At 72.7% G+C, this 19046-nt stretch carries 16 protein-coding genes; 6 read left to right on the top strand and 10 right to left on the bottom strand.

The window, feature by feature from the left end; genetic code table 11:
- Positions 1 to 32: 32 nt before the first annotated feature.
- From PS467_RS37310 to PS467_RS37300, 3 genes are read right to left on the bottom strand one after another with little or no spacing between them, the layout of a single operon-like run.
- On the bottom strand, positions 33 to 791 hold the full coding sequence (locus PS467_RS37310) for a polysaccharide deacetylase family protein (protein WP_311038950.1): 759 nt from the start codon (positions 789 to 791) through the stop codon (positions 33 to 35).
- Positions 788 to 1762, bottom strand: coding sequence for a DMT family transporter (locus tag PS467_RS37305; protein ID WP_311038949.1), 975 nt, complete (start codon positions 1760 to 1762; stop codon positions 788 to 790). Before PS467_RS37305 ends, PS467_RS37310 begins: the two co-directional genes overlap by 4 nt.
- A gap of 6 nt (positions 1763 to 1768) precedes the next feature.
- Positions 1769 to 2587 carry an SDR family NAD(P)-dependent oxidoreductase gene (locus tag PS467_RS37300; protein ID WP_268976085.1) on the bottom strand — a complete coding sequence of 273 codons (819 nt, stop codon included), beginning with the start codon at positions 2585 to 2587 and terminating at the stop codon, positions 1769 to 1771.
- A 135-nt stretch (positions 2588 to 2722) separates the two neighbouring features.
- On the opposite strand from PS467_RS37300, the gene PS467_RS37295 reads away from it, so the two are divergent.
- The gene (locus tag PS467_RS37295; RefSeq protein WP_311040080.1) at positions 2723 to 3835 is read left to right on the top strand and encodes an MGDG synthase family glycosyltransferase; all 1113 of its coding nucleotides are present in this window, start codon (positions 2723 to 2725) and stop codon (positions 3833 to 3835) included.
- A gap of 33 nt (positions 3836 to 3868) precedes the next feature.
- Here the strand turns inward: PS467_RS37295 and PS467_RS37290 are convergent, their stop codons facing one another.
- From PS467_RS37290 to PS467_RS37280, 3 genes are read right to left on the bottom strand one after another with little or no spacing between them, the layout of a single operon-like run.
- On the bottom strand, positions 3869 to 4897 hold the full coding sequence (locus PS467_RS37290; protein WP_311038948.1) for an ABC transporter substrate-binding protein: 1029 nt from the start codon (positions 4895 to 4897) through the stop codon (positions 3869 to 3871).
- A gap of 60 nt (positions 4898 to 4957) precedes the next feature.
- Positions 4958 to 5830, bottom strand: a complete 873-nt coding sequence (locus PS467_RS37285; RefSeq protein ID WP_311038947.1) for an ABC transporter permease — start codon at positions 5828 to 5830, stop codon at positions 4958 to 4960.
- Entirely contained in the window at positions 5823 to 6635 is an 813-nt protein-coding gene (locus tag PS467_RS37280) for an ABC transporter ATP-binding protein (protein WP_268976082.1), read from the bottom strand. Before PS467_RS37280 ends, PS467_RS37285 begins: the two co-directional genes overlap by 8 nt.
- 239 nt (positions 6636 to 6874) lie before the next feature.
- On the opposite strand from PS467_RS37280, the gene PS467_RS37275 reads away from it, so the two are divergent.
- Together PS467_RS37275 and PS467_RS37270 are read left to right on the top strand one after the other, a co-directional pair.
- Positions 6875 to 8563 (top strand): ATP-binding protein, encoded by a 1689-nt coding sequence (locus tag PS467_RS37275; RefSeq protein WP_311038946.1) that lies wholly within the window; start codon positions 6875 to 6877, stop codon positions 8561 to 8563.
- On the top strand, positions 8560 to 9252 hold the full coding sequence (locus tag PS467_RS37270) for a response regulator (RefSeq protein WP_268976080.1): 693 nt from the start codon (positions 8560 to 8562) through the stop codon (positions 9250 to 9252). The genes PS467_RS37275 and PS467_RS37270 overlap by 4 nt, the downstream gene beginning before the upstream one ends.
- Positions 9253 to 9260: 8 nt before the next feature.
- Here the strand turns inward: PS467_RS37270 and PS467_RS37265 are convergent, their stop codons facing one another.
- Positions 9261 to 10049 carry a prephenate dehydrogenase gene (locus tag PS467_RS37265; RefSeq protein WP_311038945.1) on the bottom strand — a complete coding sequence of 263 codons (789 nt, stop codon included), beginning with the start codon at positions 10047 to 10049 and terminating at the stop codon, positions 9261 to 9263.
- Positions 10050 to 10345: 296 nt separating this feature from the next.
- Between PS467_RS37265 and PS467_RS37260 the strand changes: the two genes are divergently transcribed.
- On the top strand, positions 10346 to 11323 hold the full coding sequence (locus tag PS467_RS37260; RefSeq protein ID WP_311038944.1) for a D-2-hydroxyacid dehydrogenase family protein: 978 nt from the start codon (positions 10346 to 10348) through the stop codon (positions 11321 to 11323).
- A 263-nt stretch (positions 11324 to 11586) separates the two neighbouring features.
- Positions 11587 to 12660, top strand: coding sequence for a hypothetical protein (locus PS467_RS37255; protein ID WP_311038943.1), 1074 nt, complete (start codon positions 11587 to 11589; stop codon positions 12658 to 12660).
- An 86-nt stretch (positions 12661 to 12746) separates the two neighbouring features.
- On the opposite strand, the gene PS467_RS37250 is transcribed toward PS467_RS37255, so the two are convergent.
- The 3 genes from PS467_RS37250 to PS467_RS37240 form a co-directional block, all read right to left on the bottom strand.
- A complete protein-coding gene (locus PS467_RS37250) occupies positions 12747 to 14765 on the bottom strand; it encodes a spermine/spermidine synthase domain-containing protein (protein WP_311038942.1) in 2019 nt (672 codons plus the stop codon).
- 520 nt (positions 14766 to 15285) lie between these two features.
- A complete protein-coding gene (locus PS467_RS37245; protein ID WP_311038941.1) occupies positions 15286 to 16455 on the bottom strand; it encodes a sialidase family protein in 1170 nt (389 codons plus the stop codon).
- A gap of 284 nt (positions 16456 to 16739) precedes the next feature.
- Complete coding sequence (locus tag PS467_RS37240) at positions 16740 to 17546, bottom strand: SDR family oxidoreductase (RefSeq protein WP_311038940.1); 807 nt, start codon at positions 17544 to 17546, stop codon at positions 16740 to 16742.
- A 489-nt stretch (positions 17547 to 18035) separates the two neighbouring features.
- Between PS467_RS37240 and PS467_RS37235 the strand changes: the two genes are divergently transcribed.
- Entirely contained in the window at positions 18036 to 19034 is a 999-nt protein-coding gene (locus tag PS467_RS37235; protein WP_268976073.1) for a dihydroxyacetone kinase subunit DhaK, read from the top strand.
- Positions 19035 to 19046 lie beyond the last annotated feature (12 nt).

The following is a 19046-nucleotide window of genomic DNA, read 5'->3' as shown; positions in this document are numbered from 1 at the left end:
TGCGCTCGGCGGCGTGTCCCGCGCTCGGCGGCTCATCGGCGTGTCGGGTGGTCATGAGCCCATCGGCGCGTCCCGTGCTCGGCCAGCGGTCCCACCTCCCAGCCGGCGGCCCGGCACTCCGCCACCACCGCGGGCAGCGCGGCCAGCGTGGCGCGCCAGCAGCCGGGGGCCGCGGCGCGGTCGGTGTCGTGCAGCAGGACGGTGGCGCCACCGCGCAGATCGCGTCGTACGGTGGCGAGCACCGACCGCGCGGTGGCGTCCGCGGACCAGTCGCGTCCCCAGGCCGACCAGAGGACGGGGGTGAGTCCGGCCCGTGCCGCCGCGAGCCAGCGGCCGCCGGTGAGGATGCCGTACGGCGGCCGGTACCACCGCGGTGCCGCGCCGGTGGCCAGCCGTAGGGCGCGGGCGGTACGGGCGACCTCGTGGGCGTCCCTGGCCGGTGTGGGCAGCCAGGGGCGGCTGTGGGTCCAGCCGTGGACGGCCAGCTCATGGCCCCGGCGGACGATCTCCAGCGTGGTGCGCGGGAAGCGCGTCATCCCCTCCCCCAGGACGAAGAAGGTGGCCCGCACCTCCAGCTCGTCCAGGACCTGGAGGAAGCGCGGTGTGGTGCGCGGATCGGGTCCGTCGTCGAAGGTGAGGGCCACATGGTCGGACCGGCCGTGGCCCGCCAGGGCGGGGAAGAGGGCGCGCCGGGGGCCGGGCAGCCAGGTGCCGGCCGGTGCGATGTGGGCGGCCGCCGCCAGCAGCGCCGCGTCGCGCAGCAGGACACCGCAGTGGTGGCGCAGGCTCATGGCGTCCCCCCGCCGCCCGGGTGCCCGCGCCGTCCGGGGAGCGGTGGCCGTGGCTTTCCGGCGTTCCGCGCCGCCAGGTCCGGGTGCCCGGGGACGGCCTGGTCCCAGCCGCCGCACATGGCGGGCGAGCGGGTCAGCCCGACGATGCCGGCCGCCATCAGGAGGATGCCGGCCACCTCGGGCAGGACGCGCAGGCCCAGCTCGACGCGTTCACCGAACAGCACCCAGCCCAGCGTGACGCTCACCAGGGCGTCGCCGAGGGTGAGCGCGGGCTGGGAGGCGGCCAGGGTCCCCGCGCGCAGGGTGCTCTGCAGCAGCAGGAAGCTCAGCAGGCCCACGGCGCAGACCGCGTACAGCGGCCAGTCGGTGAACACCTCGGCCACTCCGCCGGAGAACCGCCCGGTGAACTCCTTGATCAGGGCGGCCGTACAGGCGAAACAGGCGGCGGTGGCGCAGCCGAGGGTGGCGGCCCGCGCCGCCCCGCGCAGCATCCGGGCCACCGCGATCAGGATGCCCACGACGATGGCCACCGCCACGCCCACGGGCAGCCACTCGCCGTTCTGTGCCGTGTTCTGGCCGTGCGAGGGATCGGCCGCCACCAGGAAGAGCGCGAGCCCCGCGGCGAGCGTCACGAACGACAGCCAGGTCCGGCCGTCCGGGCGGTGGCGGAAGACCAGAGAGCCGACCACCAGGGTGAACAGCAGCTCGCTGACCAGCAGCGGCTGGACCACGGAGAGCCGTCCGACGGCCAGCGCGCCCACCTGCGCCACCGCCGACACCACCATCGCGGCCAGCCCGGCCAGCCAGTACGGGCGGCGCAGCAGACGCGTCAGCCGTAGCAGGTTCTGCTTCGGCCCCCGGGCGCCCCGCTCCTCCCGGACCTGGTCCATCGCGGCCCGCCGCTGGAGTACGGACGCCGCGCCGTTGCCCAGTGCGGACAGCAGGGCGAGGACGACGGCCGCGACGTTCACCGGCGTTCACCCGAAGCGTGCGGCCAACCGGTGGTACAGCCGGGGGGTCATGGCGCGGACCACCGCGGGCAGCCGCATCCAGGCCGGTACGTACACCTCGTCCCGTCCGCGTTCGACGGCGTCCCAGACCGCGTCGGCGATCCGCTCGGGCGGCACCGGACGCGGCAGCCGGCGGGTGTACGGGGCGCCGCGCCGGGCGAAGAACGGGGTGTCCACCACGCCGGGGACCACATGGGTGACGCGCACCCCGGCCCGGCACAGCTCGAGGCGCAGGGCGTCGGCGAAGGCCCCGAGCGCCGCCTTGGCCGCGGAGTACACCGCCTCGCCGCGCACCCCGACGGTCCCGGCCACCGATCCGATGAGCACGATGTGTCCGCGCCGCTCGGCCCTCATCCGGGGTACGACCGTGCGGACCAGCCGCATCGCGGCGAGCAGATCGACCCGGACCACCTGTTCGATGGCGGCGGGCGGCATCGTGGCGAAGGGTCCGGCCCAGCCCACGCCCGCCCCCGCGACCAGCAGATCCACCCGTCCGGCGGCCCGGAGGGCGTCCTGGACCAGCGCCTCCGGGCCCTCCGGCGCGGCCAGGTCGACGGGCAGGGCGAGGGCCGATGTCCGGGCGGCCACGCGGTCGAGCCGTTCCCGGTGGCGGCCGCTGACCAGCAGCCGCCAGCCCTCCTCGGCCGCGATCCGGTCGGCGATGGCGGCGCCGATGCCCGAGGAGGCACCGGTCACCAGCGCGACCCTGGTCCCGGTGGCGGCGGGACTCCCGGTGTCCCGCGCCTGACCGCGGTTGAGGGGTGCGTCCGGGAGGGGTCGGGTCATGGCATCTCCCTGTCTCGCCGCCGGCCGGCTGCTTCTCCTGGGTCACCGGCCGTCGAGCGCGCGGTTTGACGGCACGCGGAGCGGATACCTCCAGTGAGCCATGAGGAGCCGCGCCTCGCACCACCGGAGGTGGCCATGCGTCCGTCGTCGGCACGTTTTCTCATCGTGAGCGCCGGGATGGGGGCCGGGCATGACGCGGTCGCCGCTGAGCTGGTGCGCAGGCTTCAGGCGCGGGGCCAGGGGGCCGGAAGGGTGGATGTGCTGGAGCTGCTGCCGGACGGGGTGGGGGCGGGGCTGCGCGCGTTCTACCGGGCCGCGATCCGCCGTGCGCCGGTGGTGTACGAGGGCATCTACCGGGTGTTCTTCCGCCCCGGCAGGGGCCTGCGGCCGGGCAGCGCCCCGCTGGCCGCGCTCGCCGAGGACCGGCTGCTGGCCCTGGTGGCGCGGGAGCGGCCGGATGTCGTGGTGCCGGTGTTCCACCTGGCCGCGCAGCTGACGGGCAGGCTCCGGGCGCGCGGTGCGCTGGCGGTGCCCAGCGCGGTCGTGGTGACCGATTTCGCGGTGCACCGCCAGTGGCTGCACCCGGGCAACGATCTGCATCTGTGTGTCACCCCGGAGGCCGCGGACACGGTGCGCCGGGCGCTGGACCGTCCGTCGCTCGCCACCGGACCGGTGGTGGCGGAGCGCTTCTTCGCCCCGGCGCCGGGGGCGGCGCGGTGGCGGCGGCGCTTCCGGGCGCGTGCGCCCGGGAGGCCGCCGGTGCTGCTGTCCGTGGGGGCGTGGGGCGCCGGTACGCGGGTGGCGGACACCGCGCGGCTGCTGTCCGGGGCGGGGTATCTGCCGGTGGTGGTGTGCGGCCGGGACGAGCGGCTGCGCGGGGAGCTGTCGCGCCTGCCGGAGGTGGCCGCCCTCGGCTGGGAGCGGGACATGCCCGGTCTGCTGGCCGCCGTACGGGCCGTGGTGGACAACGCGGCCGGCCAGACCGCGCTGGAGGCGCTGGCCACCGGGGTGCCCGTGGTCGGCTACCGCCCCATCCCGGGCCATGGCCGCGAGGGCGTCCGGCGGATGGCCGCGCTGGGGCTCTCGGACCACGCACGGGACTCCTGGGAGCTGCTGCGGCTGCTCGATGTGCTCACCGAGCCCTCCGCGCCGCGGGAGCGCCGTATCGCCGCGGGCCGCCGGCTGTTCGCCGAGGACGCCGCCGTCCGGCTGACCGAGACGGTCACCCGGCCGGCGGCGCCGCGGTGAGCGGACACCTCGACGGACGCGGCCAGGCGGGTCCTAGCCCGCCTTCTTGGCGAACTCGGTGGTGTAGGTCTTCTCCAGGTCCACCGTGGCGTTCTTCAGGTTGGGGTTGAACGCCTTGAGGACGCGCTCGACGGTGGCCGGGCCGTCCGCCGGCATCACACCGTCCTTGGTGAACATCGGCAGGGTGCTCTTGATGGACTCCGCGTAGAGCTTCGCACCGCCCTGCGCGTAGTCGCTGGGCATCTTGGCGGCGATGTCCTCGGCCGAGTGGGTGGACATCCAGGTGAGGGTCTTCACGAAGGCGTTGGCCAGCTTCTGCACGGTCTCCTTGTGGCCGTTCACCCAGTCGGTGTTCATGTAGAGGGAGGAGGAGGGGTACAGACCGCCGAGCGCCTGCTTGGACCCCTCGGGCGTGCGCATGTCGATCAGGACCTTGCCGATCTTCTGGTCCACGATCTGGGCGACGGTCGGGTCGGTCGTCATACCGCCGTGGATGGAGCCCTGCTTGAGGGCGGAGATGAAGGTCTGGCCCGCGCCGACCGCCACCGGGGTGAATTCGCTGGTCTTCACTCCGCTGTCGACCGCGAGGTACTTGGTCAGGAAGTCCGTGGACGAGCCCAGACCGGTGACCCCGAGCTTCTTGCCCTTGAAGTCCTTGGGGGACTTGACCTCGTCCGCCGCCTTGTTGGAGACCACCTCGACCTCACCGGGTGCCTGGGCGAGCTGGACGACGGACTCCACCTGCTTGCCCTTGACCTGGAGGTCGAGGGTGTGGTCGTAGAAGCCGACGACGCCCTGGACGTCCCCCGCGACCAGCGAGGTGGTGGCCTGCACCCCGGCGGGCTCGGTGAGCAGTTGGACCTTCAGGCCCTCCGCTGTGAAGTAGCCGAGCCGCTGGGTGAGCATCGCGGGCAGGTAGATGACCTTGTCCAGGCCACCCACCATGATCTTGACCTTGCCGTCCCCGCCGCCGGAGGCGCCGGAGTCGCCGCAGGCGGTGAGGGTGGTGAGAGCGAGCGCCGCGGCGACCGTGGCGGCGGAGAACTTGGCGAAGCTGCGCATGGGTCACGTCCTTGTGAGCGGTGGGTGGGGCAGGGGGTGCGGGGGGAGCCGACGGCCGGGTCAGCGTTCGGAGCCGGGCTGGGCGGGCTTCCAGCGGAAGAGCCGTTTCTCCAGGAAGGTCAGCAGCCCCTCGGCGAGCAGGGCCACCACGGCGAGGATCACCATGGCCGCGTAGACCCCGGCGGCGTTGAAGGTGCCCTGGGAGGAGGAGACCAGCAGGCCGAGCCCCTTGGTGGCGCCGATGTACTCGCCGACGATGGCGCCGATCAGGGCGAAGCCGAAGCTGACATGGAGGCTGGTGAAGATCCATGAGGTGGCGGAGGGGATCACCACCTGGAGGGTCACCTGGCGGTTGCTCGCGCCGAGGATCCGGGAGTTGGCCACCAGGTTGCGGTCGACTTCCCGTGCGCCCTGGAAGGCGTTGAAGAAGACGGGGAAGAACACCAGGACGACGGCCGAGGCGACCTTCGAGGCCGGTCCGAGGCCGAACCAGATGAGGAAGATGGGTGCGAGGACGATGCGCGGCAGCGCGTTGAGCACCTTGATGTACGGGCCGAGCACATCGGCGAGGAAGGCGATCCGGCCGAACGCGATCCCCAGGACCACCCCGGCCACCACACCGATGCCCCAGCCCAGGAGCGCCTCGTAGAGCGTGTACCAGATCTGCTCCCACAGCGAGCCCTGTGCGGTGCCGTGCAGCGCCCACTCCTTGAGCTGCGCCCAGATCTTGGAGGGCATCGAGAAGTTGAACGGGTCGATCACGGCGGCGCGGGCCAGCCATTCCCACAGCCCGATGACGGCGAGGAACACCAGCACACGGGTGCTGTGGACGAGGATCGCGCGGTTGCGGGCGGCGCGGGCGCGGGCCCTGGAGCGGTCCGTACCGGGGATTTTGCCGAGGGCGGGGGCGGCCGTGGCGGCGGTCTCAGGCATCGACGGCACCCCGCTCACGGGTGATGCGGACCTCTTCGCCGAGCGAGGACCAGATCTCCCGGTAGATCTCCACGAACCGGGGCTCCAGCCGCACCGACTCGACCTTGCGGGGCCGGGGCAGGTCGATCTCGAAGACCTCCTTGACGGTGGCCGGTCCCGCCGTCATCACCACGACCTTGTCGGCCAGCGCGATGGACTCCTCCAGGTCGTGGGTGACGAAGACGACGCATGCGCCGGTGCCCGCCCACAGCTCCAGCAGTTCGTCCGACATCAGCGCACGGGTCTGGACGTCGAGCGCGGAGAACGGCTCGTCCATGAGCAGGATCTCGGGGTCGTTGACGAAGGTCGACGCCAGCGCCACGCGCTTGCGCTGACCGCCCGACAGCTGATGCGGATAGCGGTCCGCGAAGGCGGAGAGGCCGACCCGGGAAAGCCACTCCCGGGCCCGCTCCTTCGCCTCGGCCTTGGGCACGCCGCGGAACCGGGGGCCGGCCATCACATTCGACAGCACGCTGCGCCAGGGGAACACCGCGTCCTGCTGGAAGACGAAGCCGACGTTGGAGGCGATGCCCCGGACCGGCTCCCCGGCCACCAGCACCTCGCCCTCGGTGGGCTCCTCCAACCCGCTGACCAGCGTCAGTGTCGTGGACTTTCCGCAACCGGTGGGCCCGACGACGGCGACGAACTCACCGTGCCCGACGGTCAGGTCGAGATCCCTGACCGCGGTGTGGAGGGCCCCGGACGGAGTCCGGAACGCCTTGCTCGTTCCCCGCAGCTCGATGGCGGGGCTGGGGTGGCTGCTCATGGCCGGGAGGCTAGGAGTGACCCGGGCCACAGCGGCAGTCTTGTGGGCACAACCCGCCGTTGCGCTCACAAACCCCGTTCTGCTCGTTTTGCTCGCGGCCGCGCAACGAATACGCCACGGAGGCTGGGCATACGCCCCCGGCGCCTTTACGGTGCCTTCACAGCGGCATAAACGGAGGAATTACTACCGCTCGCGCACCGGACGGCAGGGACCGGCAGACGGGAGACAGGGAGCCCAGCATGCGCATCCGATGGCCCCGACGCGTCTCCGGCCAGGTGCTCGCCGCACAACTGGCCATCACCGCCGGGGTGATGGTGCTGGCCACCGCGCTGTTCCTGGCCCCGCTCAGCTCCGAGATCGACAACCAGGCGATGCACCAGGCGCTGGCCATCGCCCAGACCACCGCGGCCGATCCGGACATCGCGCGGGACCTCACCACCACCGAACCCACCCCCTCGGGTCCGGTACAGCGGGCGGCGGAGCGGATCCGCCGGGCCACCGGGGCGCTGTACATCGTGGTGCTGGACTCCCGGGGGGTGCGCTGGTCGCACACCACCACCGCGCGGATCGGCGAACACGTCTCCACCGATCCGGGCGCCGCGCTCGCGGGCCACCAGGTCCTCCAGATCGACGTGGGCACACTCGGCCGTTCGGCCCGCGCCAAAGTGCCGCTGCGGACCGGCAGCGGGCGGATCGTCGGCGCGGTGTCGGTGGGCATCGGCTACGGAAGTGTGCGCGACCAGCTGCTGGCGGCGGTGCCCCGGCTGCTGCTGTACGCGGGGGTGGCGCTCGGGGTGGGCGTACTGGCCGCGCTCGCGGTCTCGCGCCGGCTGCGCCACCGTACTCACGGTGTCGCGTTCGCCGACATCTCGGCGCTGCTCGACGAGCGGGAGGCGATGCTGCACGGCATCCGCGAGGGCGTCGTGGCGCTGGACCGGCAGGGCCGGATCCGCCTGATCAACGACGAGGCCGGACGGCTGCTCGGGGTCCGCCCGGACGCCACCGGGCGCACCCTGGAGCAGTCGCTGCCGCCCGGCCGTACCACCGAGGTGCTGGCGGGGCGGGTCGCGGGGAGGGATCTGCTGACCGTCAGCGGCGGCCGGGTGCTGGTGGCCAACCGGATGCCGACCAAGGACGGCGGGGCGGTGGCGACGCTGCGCGACCGCACCGAGCTGGAGTTGCTGGGCCGGGAGCTGGACAGCACCCGTGGGCTGCTGGACGCGCTGCGCGCCCAGGACCACGAACACGCCAACCGGCTGCACACCCTGCTCGGGCTGCTGGAGCTCGGACTCCACGAGCGGGCGGCGCAGTTCGTGGCCGAGCTCACCAACGCCCGCCGCGCCTCGGCCGAGCAGATCTCCGAACGGGTGCCCGATCCGCTGCTGTCGGCGCTGCTGGTCGGCAAGTCGGCCATCGTGGCCGAGCGCGGGGTCGCCCTGCGCATCTCACCCGCGACCCGGCTGACCGGGCGGGTGGTCGATCCGCGCGATCTGGTGACCGTGCTCGGCAACCTCATCGACAACGCGCTGGAGGCGGTGGCCGGGCACCCCTGCCCCACCCCGTTCATCGAGGTCGAGCTGAGGGCCGAGGGCACCACCGCGGTGCTGCGGGTGAGCGACACCGGCCCGGGGGTGCCGCCCGGGATGCGCGATCTGATCTTCACCGAGGGCTGGTCCACCAAACGGCCCGCCCTCCCCAGCTTCCCGGACACCGGCCCCGAGGCCACGGAAGGGTCCGCCGCGGTGTCGCCGCGTGGCCGGGGGATCGGACTCGCCCTGGTGCGGCGGCTGGCCGAGCGGTACGGAGGCATGGCCCGGGTCACCGCGCGGGCGGGTGGCGGCGCGGTGTTCACCGTCGTCCTGCCCGAGGCCCTCACCGGGGACGACACACCCACTCATGAGTTCACCGCAGCAGGAGAGTCACGATGATCGACGTTCTTGTCGTGGACGACGACTTCCATGTCGCCGAGATCAACGCTGCGTATGTGGCCCAGGTGCCCGGCTACCGGGTCGCCGCCCGTGCCCATACCGCCGCCCAGGCCCTGGCGACCCTGGAGCGCACCCCGGTCGACCTGGTCCTGCTCGACCACTACCTGCCGGACGAGACCGGGCTGACGCTGGTGCGGCGGATGCGCCAGCTCGGCCACCACGCCGACGTCATCATGGTGACGGCGGCGTGTGATGTGTCCACCGTCCAGGCCGCCATGCGCCATGGCGCACTGCAGTACCTGGTCAAGCCGTTCAGCTTCGCCGGACTGCGCGCCAAGCTCGACGGCTACGCGGGGCTGCGCCGCACCCTCGAAGGCGTCGGCGGGCGTGGCGAGACCGGTCAGGAGCGGGTGGACCGGATCTTCGGCGCCTTCGCAGCCGCCGACACATCCGGCCCCGCCCTGCCCAAAGGCCACTCCGCGCCCACCGTCGACCTCATACGCCGGGTCCTGGACCAGGCCGACCAGCCGCTCTCCGCCCACGAGGTGGCGGAGCGCACCGGTATCAGCCGCTCCACGGCCCAGCGCTATCTGAAGTACCTCGAGCATGCGGGCCGTATCAGCCTCACCCTCAAGTACGGGGACACCGGCCGTCCCGAACACCGCTACACATCGGTGGCGGTGAACTGACGGTCCGCTCAGCTCGTGGCCGTGGCCTCGTACAGGCCACGGCCGGAGCGCTGGGCCCGGTCCGAGGAGCGCAGCCGCTCCAGGGTGTTGCGCACCGAGTTCACATTGGTGCGGGTCTCGTCGCGCCCCAGGGCCTCGTTGACCTCGGAGGCCCGCATGGGACGGCCGGCCTTGCGCAGCGCGGCGAGCACGCTGTCGGCGAGCCCCGTGGAGCGCTCGGAGGTGGTGGCCGGCTCGGCCGGCTTCTCCGCCGCCTTGGCGCTCTTGGCGGTCTTCGCCGTGGCCTTGGTGGCCTTCACCGTGGCCTTGGCGGACTTGGGAGCCTTCGCGGCGGCCTTCGCGGCGGTCTTCTTGGCTGCGGTCTTCTTGGCCGCCGCCTTGGTGGCCCGCCCGGTGGCCGGTGCCTTGGCCGCCTTGCCCCTACTGCGCTGGCGGCCGATGGCGGCCTTGCGCGTGGTGGCGGAGGCGTCGCCGGTGGACTCCGTGTCCTCGGCGGACTCCGGCTCCGTGGCCGTGGCCTCGGTGGCCGGCTCCGCGGCCGGCTCGGCCGGAGCGGGGGTGGCCTCGGCCACCGGCTCCGCCACCGCCACCGGGGCGCCGTCGGCGGCCTGCTCCGGCACCGTGGCGGTGGCGAGCGCCTGAAGGCTGCTCAGGGCGGTGCTGACCGCCTCCAGTCGCTTGGTGACGGCCTCCAAATCACCCTTGAGCGACTGCTGTTGCTTCTGGAGCTGCGGGAGTTCGGCCTCCAGCACCTCGATGGTCGATCCCACACTGCTGTCCGCGCTCAACGCGTTCACTTCAGTTCGTCCCCTTTCTGGGCGTCTGCGCCCATCGCGACAGCGATTATGCCTGCTGTCAGAAGTGTGCGGTGCCCGGTGTGTCACTGCACAAAACAACGACACGTGTCCGAGCACCCCATGAGAGGCCAACTTTCGGCGAAGAAACACGCCCGTCACACCGCGCCCACACAGCCGATGTCATCCGGAAGGGTGGCGGCGCAAACGCGGTGGCGACGCGTCAGCCCCCGTTTCGGGGTGGCTCCACCCCGGGTGGTAGAAACACCGTACCGGCCCGAGGAAACAGAGGTAGGACGATGAAGTTGCGCTGCGCCGTGCTCGACGACTACCAGGACGTGGCGCTGTCGAGCGCCGACTGGTCGAGTGTGCTGGACGCGGTGGACGTGGTGCCGGTGCATGACCACATCACCGGTGAGGACGCGGTGGCCGAGGCCATCGGGGACTGCGAGATCGTGGTCATCATGCGGGAGCGCACCCCCTTCCCCGCAACGCTGTTCGACCGGTTGCCACGGCTGAGGCTGCTGGTCACCACGGGGATGCGCAACGCGTCGGTCGATCTGCGGGCCGCCGCCCGCCACGGTGTCACCGTCTGCGGCACGAGCGGTGGTTCGGAGCCGACCACCGAGCTCACCTGGGCGCTGATCCTGGGGCTCGCCCGCCATGTGGTGCCGGAGAGCACGGCGCTGCGCGACGGCGGGCCGTGGCAGAGCACGGTCGGCACCGATCTGCACGGCCGCCGGCTGGGGCTGCTGGGACTGGGCCGGATCGGCGCCCAGGTGGCGCGGGTCGGCCGGGCCTTCGGCATGGAGGTGGCCGCCTGGAGCCAGAACCTGACGGCCGAGCGCGCCGAGGCGGAGGGGGTGCGGCCGGCCGGCTCCAAGGAGGAGTTGCTGGAGACCAGTGACATCGTCTCGGTGCATCTGGTGCTCGGCGACCGTACCCGGGGGCTGCTGGGCGCGCGGGAGCTGAGGCGGATGCGTCCCACGGCGCTGTTGGTGAACACCTCCCGCGCCGCGATCGTGGACCAGGCGGCGCTCGCCCAGGCGCTGCGGGAGGGCTGGATCGCGGGCGCGGCGGTCGATGTGTTCGAGCGGGAGCCGCTGCCGTCGGACGACCCGTTCCGCACGCTGCCGAATCTGCTGGCCACTCCGCATCTCGGCTATGTGACCCGGGCCAACTACGAGCGCTTCTACCGGGATGTGGTCGAGGACATCCGCGGCTATCTGGAGGGGGAGCCGATCCGCCGGCTGAGCCCGCCCGAACCGGTCGGCTGACCGGCCATGCCGTCGTTCAACGCGGTGTGTTACAGGGCGGGTTGGCACAGGCCGCCGGTTTCGACGGCCCTGTTCGACGATGCCGCACCGCGCCCACCGGTCGTCCGCCGGGGCTGAAAGCGACGCCTTCCCGGCACCCGGTGGACACTATTCCGTTTCGCCTCCGTCAGACCGGAGAGGCTGCCTGGCACGGACAACCCATCGGCCCGCAGCACAGACCGGTGGCCGGTCCGCCGGGGCCGGCCACCGCGGACGGAGGGAACGTGGCTCACAGCACATCCGGAACGTCGACACCTCAGGAGGCATCGGCACGGCAGGAGGCCGTACCACACGGCGACGGCGGCGCGGGACCGGGCACACCGCCGCCGACCCGGCGTGGCATGCTCGCGGTGGCCGCGGCGGCAGGCGTCGGTCTGCTCGCCGGCTGCGGCGAGGAAACCGCCCGCTCCGCCTCGGGAGCGGGCCCGCACGACTCGACGGGGGCGGAGCGCTCCCCGTCCGCCGAACCGTCCGCACACTCCCCCTCCCCCACCCCGAAACCGCGGCCGGAGCTGCCCCGGGGTGGCCGGGAGCTGTCCCGCTACCGTCTGGTGGGCTACTGCGGACTGCCCGGAGCCGCCGCGCTCGGCCGGCTCGGCACGGGGGACCTCGACGACCGGGTGCGGCAGATCGAGAAGACCGCCCGCGCCTACGCCGCGGACCGCGCACCACAGCCGGTGCTGGAGCTGCTGGCGACCGTGGCCAACGGCACCGCGGGCCCCGACGGCACCTACCGCTCGCGCACCTCCCCCGATACGATCCGCCGCTTCCACGACGCGGCCAAACGCCATCGCGCCCTGCTGCTGCTGAACATCCAGCCGGGCCGGGCATCGGTCCTCGGCGAGGTCAAGGCGCTGCGCGAATGGCTGGTCCATCCGGATGTGGGCATAGCCCTGGACCCCGAGTGGGAGATGGGTCCGGGCGAGGTGCCGGGTGCCACCTACGGCCACACCAGCGGCCAGGAGATCACCGATGTGGCCCGCTATCTCTCCCGGATCGTCGCCGAACACGATCTGCCGCAGAAACCGCTCGTCTTCCACCAGGTGGCCGTCTCCGTCGTCGGCGACCAGTCCGCGCTGCGCCCGCAGCCGGGTGTGGTGCTCATCAAGAGCGCGGACGGCATCGGCTCGCCCGGGATGAAGCGGGACACCTGGCGGCAGCTCGTCAAGGACCAGCCCGAGCAGGTGCGCACCGGCTTCAAGCTCTTCTACGAGGAGGACACCGAGGGGAGCCGGCTGATGACCCCGGAAGAGGTGCTGGCCCTGCGCCCGCGGCCGGATTACGTCATGTTCGAGTGACCGCGTGTTCGAGTGACCGCGCCGACGGGCGCCACCTACGCGCCCGCCCCCGGCCCAAGGGCCGGGGGCGGCTGGGGAGGGAGCGCTCAGGGGCGTGGCGCCGTCTGCACGGTGAGCGGTTCCCGGCTGGTGGTGTCGCCGGGGCCGCGCCGGGTGAAGCGCATGGCGACACAGGCACCCGCGTACAGCACCGCCACCACCAGCAGCAGCGCCTGATAGCCGGTGAGCAGGGCCAGATACTCCAGGGTGCCGCCGAACAGGGACCCCAGCAGATTGGCCCCGAAGGCCGCCGTGGGATCGGCGGCCTTCGCCAGCCGGTCGGAGAAGATCAGGTTGGCGCAGAAGATGGGGGCGAAGGCCAGCCCGATCGCGGCGGCCAGCCGGGGGGCGAAGGGCAGTCCCAGCACCATGTCGGACGGGATCAGCCAGGCGATGGCGAGGCTGGCGAACAGCATCAGTTGCAGCACGAGCTGGTTGACCCGGCGCATCCGTCGCCGGACCTCCACCGCGCACAGCACGGCGAGCAGCACCCCCGCGAAGACCATGGCGTTGACCAGCCAGGTGGTGCCGAAGTAGAGGGCGAACCCGATCACGTTCTTGGTTTCCAGCAGCATGAACGCCGCGCCGAGCAGGAACATGTCCGCATAGGCGGCGGTGCGCCGCAGCCGGACCCCGGTCAGCCGGACCGACACCAGCGTCACCAGCAGGATCGCGCCCAGCACCGCGATGTAGAGGGTGGGGATGGTGCGGTGCAGCAGATACGGGAACGGGTGGTCGTCACCGGCGGCCGAGGGCACCGGGCCGGAGGGGCGCCACGCGGAGGTGGTGCAGGACTGGTCGCCCGAGGTGACACCGGCCACCAGGATGGCCGCCTTCTTGCCCCCGTAGTGGGTGATGCAGGGCGCGTGTCCGAAGACGGAGGTGACCGTGGAGCCGAACCGGTCGATGAGCCAGTTCTGCCGGTAGTAGTTGTACATCGCGAACGCGCCGCCGGGGGCGAGGTGGCGGTGTGCCGCCTCGAATGCCTGCCGGGTGAACAGATAGCTCTCCAGCCGCAGATTGCTGGCGCCCGACACCAGGGTCAGGGAGTCCGGCAGGGCGAGGACGATCAGGTCGTAGCGGGCGTCGGTCCGCTCCAGGAAGGCCCGGCCGTCGTTGATGTGCACGTGCACCCGGGGGTTGTCGTAGGGCCTGGCCGGGTGCAGGTCCGCGCCGATCTCCTGGAGCCGGGGGTCGATCTCCACGGCGTCCACCCGCCGGGCGCCGTGGGCGAGGGCCATGGCCACGTCGTTGCCGTTGCCCGCGCCGATGACCAGCACCCGCCGGTGGGTGTTCCCCGGGGTTTCGCGGTAGGGCTGTTCGTAGGGGGAGTCGGGGCGCCTGAGCACCTTCAGCGGGGCGATGGACTGGTGCGGTACCCCATTGGCGGAGATCTTGTAGTCCCGGCTGCCGGTGGTCGGCCTGGTGACCTCGATCTTGTAGTAGGGGGACCAGGAGATACCGCTCGCCGCCGTCTCCAGCGCCAGGACCGCCACCATCAACGCGAGCGGCACCGTGTACCGGAAGGTGTTGCGGCGCCCGCCCAGGGTGAGCAGCGCCGCCGCGGCGAGCACACCCCACACCACCGACGGTGCGCGCAGCCAGGACAGCGCCGCGAAGGACACCGAGCCGGTGAGCGAGCCCAGCAGGTCGAAGCGGTACGCCTCCAGCGAGGGCAGCCGACGGAACTGATCGGCCGTCATCTTCCCGATCGCCGTCATGATCAGGGCGGTCAGTCCGAAGAGCACCGGCAGGGTCACCCACTGGGGCAGCCCGGTGGTCCTCACCGCGGTGAAGTAGATGACCTCACCGCTGGTCTGCCGCACCTGCACGGGGAATTCCCGCACCAGGACGACGAGCACGGCGAGCGGCACGGGCGCCCAGCGGGTGAGCCACTGCCCGCGGTCGGCGGGCAGCAGGAATCCCAGGCCGATCCCGAGGAACGAGCCCAAGAGGATGAAGTTCGAGAAATAGCTCAGATGGACGATATTGGCGCCGGTCCACCGGATCAGCGCCAGCTCGACGAAGAGCATGGTGGCGCTGGCCAGCAGCAGCCTCGCGCGCACGTTTTGCGGTCCTGGGCTGTGCTCCATGTCGGCACACGCTGTCATCCGAGACCGGGCAGGTCGAGCACCCGCACGGCCCGTGCCGTCGGCCGGATGGCGGGCACCCGGCTCCCCGGGAAGCGGCCCCGGCCACTCCCCCTCCGGCCGCGCGACACCCCCTCACCCCGCCCCCGCCGATCCCGTCCAAGCAGGTCAGCCGGGTGGCTCGGGGTGCGGACAGACGGCCGCGCGGCGGTGGGCGGACAGCCGGCCACCGGGTGTCCGGGTGCGCTCACCGGGTCACCGCCGTACGGCGTTCGGGGCATGGTCCGGCCGCCATCCGTCACCTGGCCGGGCCAACGGCGGACGCCCACGCGGAGGAGGCGGAAGCGCGCCGGGGCCGGCGCCCCGGTGCGGACGGTCGTCCGCGCCGTGCCGGGCGCCGGCCCCGATCGGCCGGACGGGAGGTCCGGGGACGGCCGGGTGAACACCGCTCGGGTCAGCGGGTGTTCATCACGTCCATCGGGGGGTGTTCACCGGGTCAGCTCGGCCCGGTGGCGTAGAAGGGCTTGCACACGGTGCCCACGTAGTCGGTGGCGATCTCCAGCAGGCGGGTTCCGTCCGCCGACGGGAGCAGCGCCGAGCTGTAGTTGGGGCAGTAGTCGACGGTCTTGGAGTCCACCCGCACCGGGGCGGAGATCGAACGCCAGGTCCCGGTGCCGCCGTTGCTGTTGGTCCACACGGTGGCGCCGCTGCCGGTGGCGGTGCTGCCGTCGGCGTTCTTCAGCACCTGGCCGATGAGGAACAGCTTGCCCTGGGAGTTGCCCGCCTCGGGCGCCCAGGCGAGGTTCGGCGTATGGGTGAAGTACTTGCCGTCGGCGGTTTCGGGACGGTAGCCGAGGTGAGCGGGGTCGCCCCAGTTCCAGCCGTCCCACGAGGTCCGGTAGTGGACCACGCACGAGTACTGCCCCTGGGCGGCGCAGATCTCGTACACCATGAAGTACTGGCCGCTGGGCAGCTTGCGCACGATGGCCATGCCGGGCCGGTCGGAGGCGAGGTTGCTGGCCACGGTGTTGTGGTAGCCCTCCCAGGTGATCCCGTTCGCGCTGCGGGCGGCGACCAGCTTCTGGCTGTGGGCGGGGTCGGTCTCGTCCGAGTAGTGGACCACCAGGCGTCCGCTGGAGTCGATGGAGAACTCCGGCTCCCACAGTCCCTTGGTGCTGTTGGAGGTGGCCACGGTGGACAGATAGGACCAGGTGCGCCCCTGGTCATTGCTGCGGAAGACCCGGATGGCCATCCGGCGGTTCGTTTCGTCCTGGCCGATGGAGGCGGACCACAGCAGGGTCCCGGCGGGCAGGGAGCCGACGGCCTGCGGCAGTTCGTAGAGGGTGGCGCAGCATTCGCCCTGTCCGCCCGCCGCCTCGGGGTCGGCCACCTCGCCCACCTGGCGGAAGGTGGCGCCGTCGTCGGTGCTCTCGTAGATGGCGCCGAGCCCGTCCGAGTTCCGGAAGGTGACGACCGAGGCGAGAATACGGCCGTTGGCGGCGCCGTTGTGCTGGAGCCTGACAGCGCGGGGGTAAAGGCCGGTGCCGTCCCGCAGGACGGTGCCGGAGGCGGCCGCGGCGGGGGGTGCCTGGACGGCCAGGAGCGAGCCCAGGACGGCCAGGAGGGTCAGCAGGGCAGGCAGGAGTCTTCGGTGCGGCGTGGTCATGCACGCTCCCTGGAAAGGAGTGGTGGAGGGGGAGGAGTAGTGACAGAAGAGCGACCCGGGCCGTGCGAGGCGCAACGCTAGAGATAATTTCCAACGTTGTAAATCCCTCGCGCACAGTTCCGTGAAGGGGACACGTTTGTCCGCGCGCCGGGTGCGGCGTGCGCCGCGGCGTGACGAGTGCGGTGGCGCCGTGGCAGGACGGGTGCGGTCGGGCCGTGGCGAGGCGGGTGCGGTCGGGCCGTGGCGAGGCGGGTGCGGTCGGGCCGTGGCGGGGGTGCGGCGGGTCAGTGCTCCTGGGCGGTGGGGCGCACCAGGATCTCGTTGACCGCGGCGTGCGGGGGCTGGGTCACCATGAAGGTGATCGAGCGCGCGATGTCCTCGGGGCGCAGCCAGGACTCCCGCGGCATACCGCGGGCGACGGCGGAGGCCCAGTCGGCGGTGGTCAGCTCGGTGGCGGTCATGCCCGGCTCGACCAGTCCCACCCGGACGCCGCGGGCGGTCACCTCCTGGCGCATGGCCTCGCTGAAGGCGCCCACGGCGTGTTTGGTGGCCGAGTAGACGCTGTTGTTGCCGCGTGGCACCCGGCCGGCCGTCGAGCTGACGTTCACCAGGTCCGCCACCCCGCGCGGGCCGTCGGACGCCGCCCGCAGCAGATGCGGCAGCGCCTGCCGTGAGGTCTGTAGTACCGCCTCCACGTTGAGGTCGATCATCCGCCGCCAGCCGTCGGGGTCGCTCTCCTCGACGGCGCCGGTCGTCGCGTAGCCGGCGTTGTTCACCAGCACATCGAGCCGTCCGCACCGCTCCACGGCGTCCTCGACGCACTGGCGGGCCTGCTCCGCGTTCCGCAGATCGGCGGTGAGGACGGCGCACGAGCGGCCCTCCGCGCGGACGGTGGCGGCCAGGCCCTCCAGCCGTTCGGTGCGGCGGGCGACCACGGCGAGATCCGCGCCCTGCCGGGCCAGCGCCACGGCGGTGGCCGCGCCGATGCCGCTGGAGGCGCCGGTCACCAGCGCCGCGCAGCCCGCCAGCGGGCCGCCGGCAGGGCCGCCGTTCCCGTCGTACCGGCCGTTCCCGGTGTTCGTGTCCGTCACCCTGGCTCCCCGGTCTCGCGTGGATGGGACCCGTGCGCCGGGTACCCCGCCCCCGCCCGCTCACCGCCCCGCGCTCCGCCTTTAGGTCACACCGGCGATCGGGTCGGCGAAAAGGCGCGGCTGCAGGCGTTGCGCGCGGGCGGGCCGCCGAGGCGGGCGTCGCGGTCCTCGCGCTCGGCCCGGATGCGCGGCCCGCCGAGCCGCCGCTCAGCCGGTCCAGAGGGTGGACCGGATCGGGGCCGAAGAGCACGAGGGGTGGCGCTCGACGTCGCCGAGGGACATGGGGGCGCTTTGTGGGGGTGCCGGACGTCCGCCGATCCCACACGACCGGCGTATGCGGGTAGCCCGTTGGGGTCGCGCTGCTGTCCAGCCTGAGCACCCTGCCGCCGCGTCGCGGCGACGATCTGTCCCTGAGCCCTCGTACCGCCGAGACGGCGCTCGACCGCCGAGTCCACCCCGTCCGCCCCACTCGCCCAGGGAGCTGAGATCATGCCCCAGTACTTCCGCGACTCGCCCGAGTCTCTCGTTCCCGACGCGCTCGCGGGCTTCGCCGCCGCCCATGCCGATCTCGTCGCCTACCACCCCGACCACGGGTACTTCCGCACCCGCCACACCGCGCCCACCCGCCGCGTCGGGCTGGTCTCGGGAGGTGGCTCCGGCCATGAACCCCTGCACTCCGGTTTCCTCGGCACCGGGATGCTGGACGCCGCCTGCCCCGGCCGGATCTTCGCCTCGCCCCACAACCGGCAGATCTTCGAGGCCAGCCGCGCCGTCGCCGGGCCCGACGGGGTGCTGCACATCGTCAAGAACTACACCGGGGACCGCATCAACTTCGGCATCGCCGCCGAACGCCTCGCCCACGAGGGCATCCACTGCGCCCGCGTCCTCATCGACGACGACCTCGCCACCGACTCCGACGACATCGCGGTCGGCCGGCGCGGCACCGGCGCCACCCTGATCGTGGAGAAGATCCTCGGCGCCGCCGCCGACGAGGGACGCGGCCTGGAGGACCTGGCCGCCCTCGGCACCGAGGTGACCCGGCGCTCCCGCAGCCTGGCCGTCGCCTCGGCCGCCCACACCACGCCCGCCTCCGGGGCGCCGGCCTTCGCCCTCCCCGACAACGTCCTGGAGTTCGGGGTCGGCATCCACGGCGAACGCGCCGAGGGGACCACCCCGCACGCACCGCTCGGCAAGCTGGTCGAGACCATGACGGACCAGCTGCTGGCGGCGCTCCCCGACACCGCCGGGACACGGGTGCTCGCCCTGGTCAACGGGCTGGGCTCGATCACCTCACTCGAGCTGTACGGCATCCGGCACGCCGTCGCCAAGGCCCTCGACGACCGGGGTGTCGGCCTCGACCGCTCCCTGACCGGCACCTTCGTCAGCGCCCTGGACATGCGGGGCTTCTCGCTGACCCTGTTCGCCACCGACGCGGAGGCGCTGCGGCTGTGGGACGCCCCCGCCCGCACCCCCGCCTGGCCCCTGTGACCCCGCTGACCC

Origin of the sequence: Streptomyces luomodiensis (genome assembly GCF_031679605.1) — a bacterium.
In the GTDB taxonomy this organism is placed as follows: domain Bacteria; phylum Actinomycetota; class Actinomycetes; order Streptomycetales; family Streptomycetaceae; genus Streptomyces; species Streptomyces luomodiensis.
Note: the sequence above shows the minus strand (reverse complement) of the source record. Positions and strands in the feature narration are given on the sequence as shown.

Excerpts from the sequence above, each read along its gene's own strand:
- PS467_RS37310 (WP_311038950.1), bottom strand. The coding sequence starts at position 791 with ATGAGCCTGCGCCACCACTGCGGTGTCCTGCTGCGCGACGCGGCGCTG.
- PS467_RS37300 (WP_268976085.1), bottom strand. The coding sequence starts at position 2,587 with ATGACCCGACCCCTCCCGGACGCACCCCTCAACCGCGGTCAGGCGCGG.
- PS467_RS37295 (WP_311040080.1), top strand. The coding sequence starts at position 2,723 with ATGCGTCCGTCGTCGGCACGTTTTCTCATCGTGAGCGCCGGGATGGGG.
- PS467_RS37290 (WP_311038948.1), bottom strand. The coding sequence starts at position 4,897 with ATGCGCAGCTTCGCCAAGTTCTCCGCCGCCACGGTCGCCGCGGCGCTC.
- PS467_RS37285 (WP_311038947.1), bottom strand. The coding sequence starts at position 5,830 with ATGCCTGAGACCGCCGCCACGGCCGCCCCCGCCCTCGGCAAAATCCCC.
- PS467_RS37280 (WP_268976082.1), bottom strand. The coding sequence starts at position 6,635 with ATGAGCAGCCACCCCAGCCCCGCCATCGAGCTGCGGGGAACGAGCAAG.
- PS467_RS37275 (WP_311038946.1), top strand. The coding sequence starts at position 6,875 with ATGCGCATCCGATGGCCCCGACGCGTCTCCGGCCAGGTGCTCGCCGCA.
- PS467_RS37270 (WP_268976080.1), top strand. The coding sequence starts at position 8,560 with ATGATCGACGTTCTTGTCGTGGACGACGACTTCCATGTCGCCGAGATC.
- PS467_RS37260 (WP_311038944.1), top strand. The coding sequence starts at position 10,346 with ATGAAGTTGCGCTGCGCCGTGCTCGACGACTACCAGGACGTGGCGCTG.
- PS467_RS37245 (WP_311038941.1), bottom strand. The coding sequence starts at position 16,455 with ATGACCACGCCGCACCGAAGACTCCTGCCTGCCCTGCTGACCCTCCTG.
- PS467_RS37235 (WP_268976073.1), top strand. The coding sequence starts at position 18,036 with ATGCCCCAGTACTTCCGCGACTCGCCCGAGTCTCTCGTTCCCGACGCG.